This window comes from Hymenobacter psoromatis (genome assembly GCA_001596155.1).
Lineage (GTDB): Bacteria > Bacteroidota > Bacteroidia > Cytophagales > Hymenobacteraceae > Hymenobacter.
Genome location: CP014771.1, coordinates 3,893,991 through 3,908,896, shown reverse-complemented (window position 1 = coordinate 3,908,896; position 14,906 = coordinate 3,893,991). Strand labels below are relative to the sequence as shown.

9 protein-coding genes and 1 pseudogene are annotated in these 14,906 nt (G+C 61.0%); 7 read left to right on the top strand and 3 right to left on the bottom strand.

Annotation, left to right across the window (positions count from 1 at the left end; genetic code table 11):
• Positions 1-43: 43 nt before the first annotated feature.
• The 7 genes and pseudogenes from A0257_16770 (at position 44) to A0257_16740 (ending at position 11,252) form a co-directional block, all read left to right on the top strand.
• Positions 44-424, top strand: coding sequence for a hypothetical protein (locus A0257_16770; GenBank protein ID AMR28585.1), 381 nt, complete (start codon positions 44-46; stop codon positions 422-424).
• A 200-nt stretch (positions 425-624) separates the two neighbouring features.
• Positions 625-3,504: pseudogene (locus A0257_16765) on the top strand (protein translocase subunit SecDF).
• A 611-nt stretch (positions 3,505-4,115) separates the two neighbouring features.
• Positions 4,116-4,493, top strand: a complete 378-nt coding sequence (locus A0257_16760; protein ID AMR28584.1) for a hypothetical protein — start codon at positions 4,116-4,118, stop codon at positions 4,491-4,493.
• Between the two features lie 101 nt (positions 4,494-4,594).
• Positions 4,595-5,167, top strand: a complete 573-nt coding sequence (locus A0257_16755; protein ID AMR28583.1) for a hypothetical protein — start codon at positions 4,595-4,597, stop codon at positions 5,165-5,167.
• 30 nt (positions 5,168-5,197) lie between these two features.
• Positions 5,198-6,115, top strand: a complete 918-nt coding sequence (locus A0257_16750) for a hypothetical protein (protein AMR28582.1) — start codon at positions 5,198-5,200, stop codon at positions 6,113-6,115.
• A gap of 460 nt (positions 6,116-6,575) precedes the next feature.
• Positions 6,576-9,530 carry a hypothetical protein gene (locus A0257_16745; GenBank protein AMR28581.1) on the top strand — a complete coding sequence of 985 codons (2,955 nt, stop codon included), beginning with the start codon at positions 6,576-6,578 and terminating at the stop codon, positions 9,528-9,530.
• A 105-nt stretch (positions 9,531-9,635) separates the two neighbouring features.
• Positions 9,636-11,252, top strand: coding sequence for a hypothetical protein (locus A0257_16740; GenBank protein ID AMR28580.1), 1,617 nt, complete (start codon positions 9,636-9,638; stop codon positions 11,250-11,252).
• A 164-nt stretch (positions 11,253-11,416) separates the two neighbouring features.
• Here the strand turns inward: A0257_16740 and A0257_16735 are convergent, their stop codons facing one another.
• The 3 genes from A0257_16735 to A0257_16725 all read right to left on the bottom strand — a co-directional run bounded on the left by A0257_16735 (position 11,417) and on the right by A0257_16725 (position 14,797).
• On the bottom strand, positions 11,417-12,019 hold the full coding sequence (locus tag A0257_16735) for a thioredoxin (GenBank protein ID AMR28579.1): 603 nt from the start codon (positions 12,017-12,019) through the stop codon (positions 11,417-11,419).
• A 108-nt stretch (positions 12,020-12,127) separates the two neighbouring features.
• Entirely contained in the window at positions 12,128-13,207 is a 1,080-nt protein-coding gene (locus A0257_16730; GenBank protein ID AMR28578.1) for a chorismate synthase, read from the bottom strand.
• Between the two features lie 126 nt (positions 13,208-13,333).
• Positions 13,334-14,797, bottom strand: coding sequence for a hypothetical protein (locus tag A0257_16725; GenBank protein ID AMR28577.1), 1,464 nt, complete (start codon positions 14,795-14,797; stop codon positions 13,334-13,336).
• Positions 14,798-14,906: the final 109 nt, after the last annotated feature.

Below are 14,906 nucleotides of genomic sequence, written 5' to 3'. Positions count from 1 at the left end.
GCTAAGTGGTGTAGCGCGTTATATTTGTAGCCCTGTCCTGGTTATGCGCTATTCCCTTTCCCAGTTTACGCGGTTGTTGCGCGTGGTGCTAGTAGCACTGCCCGTGCTGCTGTTGCTGGGCCTGAATGGCCGGACGGTGAGCGTGTTGCGCCCTACCCCCCCGGCCGGGGCGCAAGTCAGTACCGCGCCGCGCGCCACGGTTATCAAGCAGCGGGTAGTGCTCGAAGCGGCCTCGCCGCTGGGCAGCTACGTGGCCCCGGCTTTCGCGCTGGGCTGGCTGCCCCCTACCCCCTTCGCGAGCTGGCAGCCGCGCCTGCCGCGCCGCGCCGTGGCCCTGGCGCCGGTGGGCGCCCCGGCGGCTTTTGTGGCGCAGCTGTGTCGCCAGCGGCTGCTGGTGGCGGCGCTGTCGCCGCAGGCCCCGTAGCTTTTTAATGAGCAATTACTAGTGAGCAAGGGGCAGTTGGTTTTTGAACCTCTTGCTCACTGCTCGCTACTCCGTGTTACTTGCTCTTACCCACCGCCTTGCCTGGCAAGGCTAATTTCTCATTGCTTATTGCTCACTGCTAATTACTTAAGATGCGTCACAAAGGCATAATTATCACGCTCACGCTCATCGTTTCGGTGCTGTGCGCGTACTTCTTGTTCTTCACCTACATTTCCCGGCAGGTGCAGGACAAGGCCGTGGCCTACGCCACGCACAACGGCCAGCTGAACGAAACCCAGCGCCAGCACTACCTCGATTCGGTGTGGCGCGCGCCCGTATTTGGCTCCTACACTTACCGCGATGTGAAGCAGAGCGAGCTGGGCCTGGGCCTCGACCTGAAAGGCGGCATGCACGTAACGCTGGAAGTTTCGCCGGTGGAAATTGTGCGGGCGATGGCTGGCAACTCCAAAGACCCCGCCTTCAACAAAGCCTTGGCGCTGGCTCAGGAGCGCCAGAAAACCAACTCGGGCACGGCCTTTACCACCCTCTTCTACCAGGCCTACCAGGAAACAGCGCCCGGCGTGCCGCTGAACCGCATCTTCACCAATTCGGTGAATAAGGACCGCAAGATTGACCTCAACACCTCAGACAGCAAGGTGCTGTCGGCTATTAATAAGGAAGAGGAAGACGCTATTGACCGCTCGTTTGATATCCTGCGCAAGCGCGTGGATAAGTTTGGCGTGAACCAGCCCAGCATTCAGCGGGTGAAGGGCACCGGCCGCATTCAGGTAGAATTGCCGGGCGTGGACAACCCCGAGCGCGTGCGCAAGCTGCTGCAAGGCCAGGCCAAGCTGGAATTTTACGAGGTGTGGCCCCAGAACGAAGTAGCGCCCTACCTGGGCCAGATTGACCAGGTGCTGACGGCCAAGGAGAAAGCTAAGACTACTGGCCCGACGGCCGCCGTCAGCAAGGCCGACTCGACCGCCGCCGCCACCGCCGGCACCAAGGGCGACACGACTTCGCTGGCCGCCCAGCTCGCCAAGAAAACGCCGGCCGCCAAGGCCAAAACCGACTCGACGGCTACCCAGAGAGGTGGCGTGTTGGCGCGCTTGCTCACCATGCCCGGTGCGCTGGGCGTGAACCTGCGCGACACGGCGCAGTTCGACCGCGTGATGCACACGGAGGAGGCCCGCGCCATCCTACCCCCCAACATGGCGCTGCTCTACCTCAACAAGCCAATTGATGCCAACGGCCAGCAGTTTCTGCGCCTCGTGGCCGTGAAGAAGGACCGCACCGGCACCATCGCCGCGCCCATCAGCGGTGAGGTGGTGAGCGACGCCCGCCAGGACTACGACCAGACCGGCCGCCCCGAGGTGAGCATGAGCATGAACCCGACCGGCGCCCGCAAGTGGGGCAAAATGACCGGTGCCAACATTGGCAAGCAAGTAGCCGTGGTGCTCGACGACGTGGTGTATTCGGACCCCGTGGTGCAGAGCGAAATCACGGGTGGCAACACCAGCATTTCGGGCAACTTCACCATCGACGAAGCCCAGGACCTGGCGCAGGTGCTGAAAGCCGGCAAGCTGCCCGCCCCCACGCGCATCGTGGAAGAAGCCGTGGTCGGCCCCTCGCTCGGCAAGGAAGCCATCAACCAGGGCCTGTACTCGTCGCTGGCCGGCCTGCTGATTATCATGGTCTTTATGACGATGTACTACGGCCGCGCCGGCCTCGTCGCCGATGCCGCGCTGCTCTTCAACATGTTCCTGATTCTGGGCGTGCTGGCGCAGTTCAGCACCGCGCTCACCCTACCCGGCATCGCGGGCCTGATTCTGGTAATTGCTTCGTCGGTAGATGCCAACGTGTTGATTTTTGAGCGGATACGGGAAGAGCTGGACCACGGCCTTTCGCTGCACGACGCCGTGAACGCGGGCTACACGCGGGCTTTCTCGGCCATCTTCGACTCGAACGTGACGACCATGCTCATCGCCATCATCCTGGGCTTTTTTGGCACGGGCCCGGTGCAGAGCTTCGCCATTACGCTGGGCATTGGCGTGTTGACGTCGTTCCTGTCGGCGGTGTACGTGTCGCGTCTCATCATCGAGTTCCTGATTAAGGGCAAGACGACGAGCGCCATCACGTTCTCCACGTTCCTCTCGCGCAACCTGTTTCAGAACCTGAATTTCGACATCGTGGGCAAGCGCAAATATGCCTACGCTTTTTCGACCACTATCATCGTGACGGGCTTCGTGCTGATGTATCTGCAGGGTGGCCCCAACCTGGGCGTGGACTTCCGCGGCGGCCGCGCCTACGTGGTGGATTTCAACAAGCCGATGGTGGCCTCCGATGTGCGCCTCGCCCTGGAGCCCGACTTCAAAAACACCGGCCTCGAAGTGAAGCAGTACGGCAACCCCGACCGCCTGCGCATCACCACCGGCTACCTGGCCGAGGATGAGAGCCAGACCGCCGACCAGACCGTGGCCGCCGCCCTCAACCAAGGCCTGCGCAAGTACGCCGCCGACGCGCCGACCATCAAATCGACCTCCAAAGTGGGCGCGACCATCGCCGACGACATCAAGCGCACGTCGTTTCTGAGCCTGGCGCTCACGCTGGCCGGCATCTTCATCTACGTGCTCTTCCGCTTCGATAAGTGGCAGTATTCGATGGCCGCCGTTATCTCGCTCTTCCACGATGCGCTGCTGGTGATTGCCTCCTACCCCATCGCCCGCGCCTTTGGGGCCAACTATGAGATGGACCAGATTTTCGTGGCGGCCGTGCTCAGCATCATCGGCTTCTCGATGAACGACACGGTGGTTATCTACGACCGGATTCGGGAATACCTGCGCAACAACCCCGGCATGACCTTCGCCCAGGTCGTGAACCCGGCCCTGAACTCGACCTTCTCGCGCACCATGATTACGTTCACCACGGTGTTTCTGGTGGTGCTGGTGCTCTACATCTTCGGCGGCGAAACGCTGCGCTCGTTCTCGTTTGCCATGATGATTGGCATCGTTTTCGGCACGTACTCGTCGCTGTTCATCGCCACGCCCATTATCCTCGACACCTATGGCAAGAAGGAAGAGCGCGAGCGCAAAGCCGCTGGCGAAGACGTATCGAGCCTGCCCGGCAACGCGCCCAAGCTGAGCACCACAGCAGTTTAGCGCTTCGCCCTACCCCCCTCTTTTAAAAAAAATCCCGGCCTTGGCGGCCGGGATTTTTTTTTGCCGCTTACCACCAAGGCCAGGCTTTCCCTACCCCCTCGCCTGTGGTAGCCCACGCGGCCCGGCAAGCCGTGCGAGCTGCCTGGGCCAGCTACGCGGCAGCCCGCCACTAGTACCAGCCGGTCATTCGAAGAGGGAAAGTGACTGCTGGGCCAAAATTTCGAAGTAGCATGGTAGTTCAATCCTATTTTTGAGCTTTGGCGTAGGTTGCTTTCGCCTTGAGATTTCCTAGAACCATCCCCTCGATAGTCATATTTACCAGAACGCTTTAGGGCAAAGTTCAACTAAATAGCAGAAGAGTACCTTTCACGCTTAATAACCTCCTGTAACACTTTTATAATCAAGTAGCTAACCGGCCTGAATTTTGCGATTACCGACGGAGTAAACTACTAAAATTCATTTCATTACCAATCTTCGCTTCTGTGAAATTATCTACTTCTTTACCACTCAGGCCGCGCCTCTTATTGGGATTGATGCTAGCCGGCACAATGCTATTTTCAGCCTGCTCCTATACTCAGCTGGCTGAGCCCGTAGTGAACTGCGCGCCGCTGCCGACCGCGGTTTCATACCAAAACAACGTGCTGCCCATCCTGAAAGATGACTGCTACCGCTGCCATAATGCGCAATCGTACAAAACGCTGGCAATCGGCGCGCTCAACATGGAGAATTTCAACGACCTGAGCTACTGGGCTACCCCCGCCAACGGCATAAATGGCCAGAGCTGGCTCATCGGCAACATGCGCCACGACCCCGGCTTCAAGCCCATGCCCTACGACGGGGTAGGCGGACCCGACGCCTGCGAAATCGCTCTTATTAAAGCCTGGGTCGATGCGGGGGCACCCAACAATTAGTGCTGCCGGGTGCGCAGGGCCACGCGGCCCGTTCTGTTTTTCTTACTCCCCCTGCTTGCTTGGCGATGAATAAACTACTACCAGGGCGAAGGCACCTGGGAATGGTGCTGGTGTGTTTGCTGCTGGGCCTGGGCAGCTCCGGCCAGGCCCAGGCCCAGAGCAAGTTTATGACCAGGGGCGGCCACATTTCGTTTTTTTCGGCTTCCATCATGGAAGATATTGAGGCCCGCAACGATAAGGTGGCCGCGGTTTTTGACGCGCTTACCGGCCAGATTGCCTTTTCGGTGCCGGTGCACGAGTTTCAGTTCAAGCGCACCCTGATGCAGGAGCACTTCAACGAGAACTACATGGAATCGGACAAGTACCCCAGGGCCACCTTCACGGGCCAGCTTCTGAACGCGGCGCAAGTGCTTAAGCAGTTGCCCGGTGCCGGCCAGAACGTGGAGGCCGAGGGCAACCTGACCCTGCACGGCGTCACGCACAAGGTTGTCGTGACGGGCACCCTGCAGCTGCGCGATGGCCAGCTGGTGGTGTTTGCCTACTTCAACATCGCGCCGGCCGACTACTCCATTGATATTCCGCTGCTGGTCCGCGAGCACATTGCCAAATCGGTCAGCGTGCGCGTCAACCTTACCTGCGACGCGGTTAGCCCGGCGCTGGTTTCCCAGCCTTGATTTTTTTATCCCTACCCCCTCTATAGTTTTATGAAACAGTTGCTTACCCTTTTCGCGCGCACGGCGCTAGTTGGACTCGTGCTGGCCGCGTGCGCGGCCCCGGCGGCCCACGCCCAAACCGACCTGCTGGGCCAGCTGGAACAGAGCGACAAGAAGGACGCGCCTACCCAGGTGGTCGATGCCACGTTCAAGGCCACGCGCCTCATCAATGGCCACACCGTGCAAACGCCCGGCGAAGGCACGATGGTGTTTCTAATTTCGCACCGCTTCGGAGCGCTGAACAGCGGCGCGTATAATTTCTTCGGGCTCGATGCCGCTACCCTGCGCCTGGGCTTCGAATATGCCGTTACGGACCGCTTTGAAGTGGGCGTTGGCCGCTCCTCCATCGACAAGACTTTCGATGGCTTTTTGAAATACAAGGCCATTCAGCAGACCATTGGCGCGCACGCCGTGCCGGTAACGGTTACGCTGTTTACGTCGGCGGCCGTTAGCACCATTAACTACAACGATGCCATCGACCACACCCTGGGCCGGCGCACGGCCTACACCTACCAGGCTCTGATTGCCCGCAAGTTCAGCTCCGATTTGTCGCTGCAGCTCATGCCCACCCTCATTCACCGCAACCTGGTGCTGAATGAGGATGAGAAAAACGACGTGTACGCCCTGGGCGGCGGCGGGCGCTACAAGCTCACCAAACGCTTCTCGCTCAACGCCGAATACTATTACCTAATGCCCTCTTACACGGCCGACCACTTCCGCAACTCGCTGGCGCTGGGCGTGGATATTGAAACGGGCGGCCACATCTTCCAGATGCACGTCACCAACTCGCCGGGCATGATTGAGAAGCAGTTCGTGACCGAAACCTCGGGCAATTTTTTCAAGGGCAACATCTTTTTCGGCTTCAACATCAGCCGCAATTTCACCGTGAAGCAGCGGCGGCTCCGTTAAGTAAAACCGCTCGTTATTGCCCCGCCGCCTGGTCGGCTACCCCGTTTGCTCAGGCCGACGGGGTAGCCGACCAGGCGGCGGGGCTTTGCGCTAACATGGCCTAGTGGGTGGGTGGCAAGCGGAGCTGCCAACGCTCCAGCATCAATGCATAAATGGCTTTGGGATGGGCGGATTTTAACCACCCGTTTCGGCTCATTGATACTTTATTACCTTTTCTTTAAATAATAGTGCCTATTTGGAGAAATGGAGCATAGCAAACGCGGGAATAGTATTAATGAAGGATTGAGTAGAAAAGTACCTTTACTGACATCCTTTTTCCCCATCCACTTCACATACACGCACTATGAAATCCGTTTTACTCGCGGTGCTCATGTTGTTCGCTCTGCTCGCCAGGCCCCTTGGCGCGGCAGCACAAGAACAACTTATTCAAGGCACAGTAAAAGATAGCAAGGGCGAGCCCATGATTGGAGCTACCGTCCGCGTGAAGAGCGGCACAGCTGGCACGGCCGTAGATGCCAAGGGCGATTTTCAGCTGAGCGTACCGAACCCGAACGCGACGCTTATCGTCAGCTTTACGGGCATGACGACCCAGGAGATACCACTCCAGGGCAAGTCAACTCTGAACGTAGTGCTGAGCGCCAACGCCCAGAGCCTCAACGACGTAGTGGTAATTGGCTACGGCACGGTCCGCAAGAGCGACCTCACGGGCTCGGTAGCCTCCGTGACGGGCAAGCAGTTGACGCAGGTGGCTACCTCCGACCCGGTGCAGGCCCTGCAAGGGCGGGTGGCCGGCGTAACGGTGACTTCCAACAGCGGGCAGCCGGGCTCGGGCACCGTTATTCGGGTGCGGGGGGTAGGCACCATCAACAACAGCGACCCGCTGTATGTGGTGGACGGCTTCCTGACCTCCGACATCAGCTTTCTGCTGCCGGAGAACATCGAATCTACTGAGATTCTGAAAGATGCCTCGGCCACGGCCATCTACGGCTCGCGCGGGGCCAACGGGGTAGTCGTAATTACTACCAAGCACGGCAAGGCGGGTAAGCCGCAGTTTAACCTGAGCAGCTACGTAGGCTTTCAGCAAATTCGCAAAAAGCTGGACCTGACCAACGCTGCGCAGTATTCGACGCTGGTAACCGAAGCCTACACCAACGAGGGCAAGCCGCTGCCCGCTGACCTGGCCGCCCAGCTGCCCAATGCCATCGCCACCAACGCGCAGGGCACCAACTGGCAGGACCTGGTGAGCCAGCGCGGCCTGATTGAGAGCTACGACCTGTCGGTAGCGGGCGGCACCGACCAGAATCGCTACCTGATAAGCGGGGCCTACTTCCAGCAGGACGGCATCGTGAAGAACTCGGGCCTCAAGAAGTATATCGTGCGCCTCAACGATGACCTGGTGCTGACCGAACGCGTAAAGGCGGGCATTTCGGCCACTTTCACCCACTCGCAGCTGCTGGCCAACAGCCAGGGCGGCAACCAGCTCTTCAACTCCTCCATCACGGCCAGCCCCCTTTCCAGCCCTTACAATGCCGACGGGAGCTTTGCCTACGACCAGATTACGAGCTTCACGCCCAACCTGGCGCGCGTTATCCAGGAGCAGCAGTACAACAAGACGAACACCAACGACTTGTTTGCCAATGCATATATTGACGCAAAACTCCTCAAGGGGCTGTCGTTTCGCTCTAATTTCGGTATTCGCTACACTAATAACAACCCGCGGATTTACCTGCCCCAGTACTACCTGGGTGCCAATGACCAGCGCTCCCTCAGCTCGCTCCAGGACACCCGCACCGAGACGGTAGGTTACGTGTGGTCGAACTTCCTCAACTACAACCTGGACTTGGGCGACAACAGCTCGTTCTCGGCCACGCTGGGCCAGGAAGTGCAGCAGACCACCTTCAACGGCACGCAGATTACGGCCTACGACGTGCCGGCTGACCCCAACCTACAATACATTACGGCGGCCCGCAGCGCCTCGACTACGATTGGGCAGTTGCTACCCAACGACTACTCGCTGATGTCGTACTTTGCCAGGGCCAACTATACCTATAAGGACCGCTACCTGCTGACCGGCACCGTGCGCCTGGACGAAACCTCCAAGTTTCTGCCGGCCGTGCGCCGGGGCGTATTCCCGTCGGTCGGGGCCGCGTGGCGCATCTCGAACGAGGAGTTTTTGAAGAACGTGAGTGCCATCTCGCTGCTCAAGCTTCGGGCCAGTTATGGGGGGGTGGGCAACCAGAATGCCGCCCCCAGCTACGGCTTCGCGTCGGTGGCGATAAACCAGCAGAACTACGTGTTTAACAACACGCTGGCCCCCGGCATTGCCGTGGCGCAGCTCAACAATCCCAACCTGAAGTGGGAAACGGCCGTCACCAGCGACGTGGGCGTGGACCTGGACCTGCTCAACAGCAAGCTCTCGTTTACGGCCGACTATTTTGAGCGGCGCACCAAGAACATGATTGCCCTGCTGCCGGTGCCCGATTATGTGGGCCAGGGGCCGGCCCCGGCCAACGTGGCCTCGCTGCGCAACCGCGGCCTGGAGCTGGCCCTGACCTATCGCGACGCGATTGGCAAACTCGGTTACACGGCCAACATCAATTTCACCTCCATCAACAACCGCGTTACCAGCCTGGGCGGGGCCAGCCCCATTGCCAGCGGCAACGTGCTCTCGCAGATTGGCAACACCACCCTCACTGACGCGGGCCACGAAGTGGCCTATTTCTACGGCTTGCAGGCCGAGGGCGTGTTTCATAGCCAAGCCGAGGTTGATTCCTATAAGAATGCCGCCGGCACGCTCATTCAGCCCAATGCCAAGCCCGGCGACGTGAAGTACCAGGATGTTAACGGCGACGGCAAGATTGACCCCACCGACCGCACCTACCTGGGCAGCGCCACGCCAAGCTTCACGTACGGCGCGTCCCTGAACCTGACGTACAGCAACTTCGACTTCCAGATTCTATTCTACGGCGTGCAGGGCGCGAAGGCCGTGAATGGCGCGGCCTTCAACCTCTCCAAATCCAGCAACTTTTCCGGCACCTGGTCCAACTTTTATGCCTCGCGCCTCGACCGCTGGACTCCCAGCAACCCCGGCTCGAACCAGCCCCGCATGACCTCGAACGACCTGAATGGCAACTATTTGTTCAGCAGCCGCTACGTGGAGAACGACAGCTACCTGCGCGCCCGCAACGTGCAGCTGGGCTACACCCTGCCCACCAGCTTCCTCTCCAAGTACCAGGTTAGCGGCCTGCGGGTGTATGTATCGGTGGATAACTTGTTCACCGTTACCAAGTACACGGGCCTCGACCCGGAAATCTCGGCTTCCGGCTACTACAACAATCCGCTGGCCTACGGGGTGGATTACGGCAATTACCCCCAGCCGCGCACTTACCGTCTGGGTGTGAATGTAAATTTTTAATTCAATCAAGTTGCTGGTTTCTGGTTGCTAATTCCTGGCTGTCTTCTTAAATGAGCAACCAAGAACCAAGAACCAGCAACCAGCAACCAGCAACTTCTTATACCCATGAAACTTACCCACCCCGCCCGCCTGCTGGCGCTGACCGTTCTGGTCGGGCTCTCGCAAGGCTGCAAAAATTATCTGGATAAAGAACCCTTGGGCGTTACGACCCAAGCCAGCCTCTTCACGGACCCGGTGAACGCGGTGCAGGCCGTGAACGCCATCTACGATGCCGCCTCCTGGGACGAAGGCCCGCAGTGGGGCTACGGAAACTACCTCGGGCACATGTACGAGTGGATGTTTGGCGACGTGATGAGCGACGACGCCGAGAAGGGCAGCACGCCCAGCGACTTTACGCCCATTCTGGACCTGAAACAATGGAACGCTACCCCCTCCAACGGCATCATCGCCACGCTCTGGTCGCATAGCTTCACGGGTATTGGCCGGGCTAATTCGGTAATTAACAACGTGGACGGCGGCACCATTGATGCCGCTCTCAAGAGCCGGCTCAAGGGCGAGGCCCTGTTTTTCCGGGCTTATAACTACTTCTACCTGGTGCGGCTGTTCGGGGGCGTGCCGCTGTTTGAGCAGGCCGTGCTGCCCACCGATGCCGCCAACGTCAAGCGCTCCAGCATTGCCGACACCTACGCTTTCATCGAAAAAGACCTGAAGGCCGCCGCCGCCCTGCTGCCCGAAAAAAGCGCCTACGCCGCCGCCGACCTGGGCCGCGTGACCAAAGGCGCGGCCAATGCCTACCTGGCCCGCGTTATTATGTACGAGCTGGGCACCGTGAACGCCGCCAACCACACCTGGCAGGATGTGTATGACCTGACTGGCACCATCATTAGCTCCACGCAATACAGCCTCTATCCCAACTACGCGGCTATTCATCAGCTAGTGGCCGAAAACAGCAGTGAGTCGCTTTTTGAGATTCAGTTTGTCGAGTCGCCCCAGGACTATGGCCCCATCAAGACGGGCACGACCAACAACGTGTTCCAGAACGACCGCAAGACTTTCGGCTACGGCTTCAACAACCCGACCCAGGACCTCTACAACGAGTTTGAGCCCAACGACCCGCGCCGGCTCGTGACTTTTATTAAGGACCAGGACGTCGTGCTGGGCATTCTGAACAAAGTTGACCTTTCTGAGAACGACACGGGCTACCTGAGCCGCAAAGTGGCCATCATTGCCCCGCCCCAGAACAAGGCCAGCGGCCAGAATATCCGCAAGATGCGCTACGCCGACGTGCTGTTGATGAGGGCGGAGGCCGCCGCCCAGCTTGGCAAAAGCAGCGAAGCCATCGGCCTCGTGAATCAGGTGCGCGACCGCGCCCGCGCCTCTACCAAGCCGCCGGGCACCGTTTTGGGCGCCATGAGCTACGACTCGACTAACGCGCCAGCCGGCACCCTACCCCCCCTCAACGCCGGCCTCACGGGCCAGGCGCTGCTCACCGCCATCTGGCACGAGCGCCGTGTGGAGCTGGCGGAGGAAGCCCTGCGCTACTGGGACCTGGTGCGCACTGGCCGCTACCTGGGCGTGCTACCTACTACCGCGGCCAACAACGTGCGGGCACGCTGCCTCACCCACGTTACCACCGAAGCCAGCGTGAACCCCTTCCCGCTGCTGCCCATTGAGCTTAATGATGCCCAAACCTGGGGCCTGACGCAAAATCCGGGGTATTAGGCTTTGGTCCTTAGCTGATAGCTTTCATTTTAACGAAACAAAGAGGCGGCCCGCTACTTCGGTAGCGGGCCGCCTCTTTGCGTAGCTAGTTAATAGCTGGAATATAGTAGCTAAAACTCAGAATACAGGTTTTTGCGAGAACGCTAACAGCTATTATTTTGAAATCACACCGTGATGCCTTCGGCAACTACTTCCTTCACCTCGGGCACCATGCGCTTGAGCAGGTTTTCGATGCCCGACTTGAGCGTGACCGTGGCCGAGGGGCAGCCCGAGCATGAGCCTTGCAGGTTCACGGTCACGATGCCGTCGCGGTAGCTTTTGAAGGTGATGTTGCCGCCGTCTTGCTCCACGGCGGGGCGCACGTAGTTGTCGAGCAGGTCGATGATTTTTTGGCTCGTGAAGCCGTCCTGCTGGGTGGGGTCGCCGGCGCTGGCGGCCTGGGCGGCCTTCTGCTCAGCGGCGGGGTCCACGATAAACAGCTCACCACCAGCCTCTACGTAGCTCTTGATGAACTGGCGCAGCTCGGGGATGATGCTGGTCCAGCCCAGCTCGGGCTGCGTTTTGGAAACGGTGATGAAGTTTTGGGCGATGAAGACCCGGCCCACGTAGTCGAAGTTGAACAGCTCCTGGGCAATGGGCGAGTTGGCCGCCGCCTCCAGGGTAGGGTAGTCCACGCTCACGCCATCGGGCAGCAGCGTGGAATTGAGCACGAATTTCATGCTCTCAGGATTGGGCGACGCCTCGGCGTAGATGGAGATGGTTGACATATCGTTGATTTTTAAGTGTTTCGCAGCAAGTAGTTAGAAGCTAATCTAGTTTTGCATTCTGGATTCATTCTAAACTAGAAACTACAACAAGAAATTACGAACAAGGTTCTAAAGCTGGTTGGCGCGCGCCCGCAGCAGCAAATCGGCCAGCACGAGCTGGGTCATAGCCTCCACGATGGGCACGGCGCGGGGCAGCACGCAGGCATCGTGGCGGCCCACGCCGGCCAGCTCCACCGCTTCGCCGGCCTGGTTGATAGTTTGCTGGGGTTGCAGGATGGTGGCCACCGGCTTGAAGGCTACCCGGAAGTACACGTCCTGGCTGTTGCTGATGCCGCCCTGGCTGCCGCCGCTGTGGTTGGTGCGGGTGCGCACGCGGCCCGCCTCATCGGTGTAAAACTGGTCATTGTGCGCCGAGCCGGGCAGCTTGGTGCCCTCGAAACCCGAGCCAAACTCAAAGCCCTTCACGGCATTGATGCTCAGCAGCGCGTGGCCCAGCACGGCGGGCAATTTATCGAACACGGGCTCGCCGAGGCCGGGCGGCAGGCCGGTGGCCACGCCCGTCACTACCCCCCCCACCGTGTCGCGGGCGGCCTGGGCCGCGCGGATGCGGGCTTCCATGCGGGCGGCGGCTTCGGGGTCGGGGCAGCGCACGGGGTTGCTGTCGATGAGACTCAGGTCGAGCGCTTCGTAGGTTTTGCCCACTTCCACTTCGCCCACGGCCGAGACGTAGGCCTTCACCTCGATGCCAAAATGCGCCAGCAGCGCGGCGGCCACGGCCCCGGCGGCCACGCGGGCGGCCGTTTCGCGGGCCGAGCTGCGGCCGCCGCCGCGGTGGTCGCGGCGGCCATACTTGGCGTCGTAGGTGTAGTCGGCGTGGCTGGGGCGGTAGGCGCTGGCAATGTGCGAATAGTCGCCGGAACGCTGGTCGGCGTTGGGGATAAACAGGCTGATGGGCGTGCCCGTGGTCAGGCCCTCAAACGTGCCTGACTGCACCTGCACGCGGTCAGCCTCCTGGCGGGGGGTAGTGAGCGCCGACTGCCCCGGCCGCCGCCGGTCCAGCGCCGCCTGAATGGCCGCCGGGTCGAGGGCCAGCCCCGCCGGGCAGCCGTCAATGATTACCCCAATCCCTACCCCATGCGACTCGCCGAAGGTGGTGATGCGAAAAAGTGTTCCGAAAGAATTAGACAAGGCGGGTTGGTGCTTGGGTGTTGGGTGTTGGTGCTTGGGTGTTGGGTGTTGGTGCTTGGGTGTTGGTGCTTAGAAAGTTCTAATTGACCGACCCAAGCACCAACACCCAAGCACCAAAAAACAAAGTTACCCCGCCCGCCACCAGCCCACCAGGGCCACCACCAACAAAGCAGCCAGCAGCACGGCGGCGTAGCGGCCCACCTGCGCATACACATCCAGCGGTTGGAGGCGGGCATCGGCGCGGGCCAGCGCCGGGCCGTAGAACGGGTCATCGTTGGCGCTGGCGAGGGGGGTAGGACGGTCGGCACCGCTCACCACCAGCCGCAGCTGGGGGCGCAGGGTGTCGTAGCGGGCCGTTTGGGGGTTGAAAAACGGCAGCTGCCAGATGCTATCGAGCGCCAGCGGGCCGGGCCGGCGGGCCACCAGCCGGTAGCGAAAGCTCTTGCGGAAGCGCCCGTCGGGCAAGGTTTCGTCGCGAATGTCGGGGCCAAATAGTTCCAGCCCGGCGTGGGGCCGGGCGGGCGGCGGGGCCAGCGTGGCCGGGTTGCCGGCGCCCTCCACCCCAAACGTGTAGGTGAACGCCTCGCCCGTGTGAAAGCGCGTGCCACTCACGCCCTCGCGCAGTACGTAGTCGCCCACCGGCCCGCCGCCCGGCGCGGGCAGCGGGCGCACGGCCACCCGCAACGGAGCCGCCGCGTAGGTTTTGTACATGGCCAGGCGCTCAGTATCGCCGGGCTCCGGCTTTTTGAGCAGCTTAAACTTGATTAGGGTCAGGCGCAGGGCCGGAAACTGCAAGGCCTGCGGCGTGAGGGGGTAGTAGGTGCCGGCCGCCAACCGGAAGCGCAGCAGCACCTGCCCGCCCGCCTGGCGCACGGTATCGGGCAGGACCGAGGTGTCGGGAGCATGCACCTCCCAGGTAGTGGGCTGGCGCAGCTGGCGCAGCAGCTCGGTCAGCTGGTTGTTGAAATCATAAAAATTGAGCACTGCCTGGTCGGCCGGCTTCAGGTAAAAATACAGGCTCACGCGCACGCCCTGGCCCACGTACACTTGCTGGTGGTCGGCTTCCAGCGCCAGAAAAGCCGCGTCGGGCGGCTCGTAGAAATACTTGGGCTTGGGCTTGCCCAGCAGTTGGTCGAGCGAGCCCACGGACGCGCCGGGCGGCGTGCCCGTGAGGTCGAGCGGCCCCGCCCCCACCCGCACCCGGCCGCCGGGGCTGTGCAGCGCCTGCCCGTTCACGGTCAGGCTGAAGGCCGGCACCAGGTAGTCGCCCTCGGTGTAGGGCAGGTATTGCTGCGTCACCGTCAGCTCGGTGCGGCGGATGCCGCCGGGCAGCAGGCGGGTCGTTTTAGTGATGAGGAGCTTACCCTTGCGAAAGCCCTCGATTTCCGGAAACGCCGAGTGGCTGGCCAGCGGCGCGCCCTGCAGCCGGAAGGCCAGCGTGAAGGGCTCGGCCAGCGCCACGGTGGCCGGTGGCACCACCAGCGTGGCTACCCCCCCCGCCGGGGCTGGGGCCGAAACGGGCGGGCTGCCGGGCTGGCCGCGCCCCCCCAGCGGCAGGCTCAGCAGCCCGCCCACCAGCAACCAGCCCACCCCGCCTACTAGCTTCAGAAAGCGTCCCACTATCACTTTTTTACTGGGTTTGACATCTGCCTCTATCGCGTAGCGCTGTTTTCTGTTTGCGCTGGCGGGTGGTCGGGCG

Excerpts from the sequence above, each read along its gene's own strand:
- A0257_16745 (AMR28581.1), top strand. The coding sequence starts at position 6,576 with ATGATTGGAGCTACCGTCCGCGTGAAGAGCGGCACAGCTGGCACGGCC.
- A0257_16735 (AMR28579.1), bottom strand. The coding sequence starts at position 12,019 with ATGTCAACCATCTCCATCTACGCCGAGGCGTCGCCCAATCCTGAGAGC.
- A0257_16760 (AMR28584.1), top strand. The coding sequence starts at position 4,116 with ATGCTAGCCGGCACAATGCTATTTTCAGCCTGCTCCTATACTCAGCTG.
- A0257_16755 (AMR28583.1), top strand. The coding sequence starts at position 4,595 with ATGGTGCTGGTGTGTTTGCTGCTGGGCCTGGGCAGCTCCGGCCAGGCC.
- A0257_16750 (AMR28582.1), top strand. The coding sequence starts at position 5,198 with ATGAAACAGTTGCTTACCCTTTTCGCGCGCACGGCGCTAGTTGGACTC.
- A0257_16740 (AMR28580.1), top strand. The coding sequence starts at position 9,636 with ATGAAACTTACCCACCCCGCCCGCCTGCTGGCGCTGACCGTTCTGGTC.
- A0257_16770 (AMR28585.1), top strand. The coding sequence starts at position 44 with ATGCGCTATTCCCTTTCCCAGTTTACGCGGTTGTTGCGCGTGGTGCTA.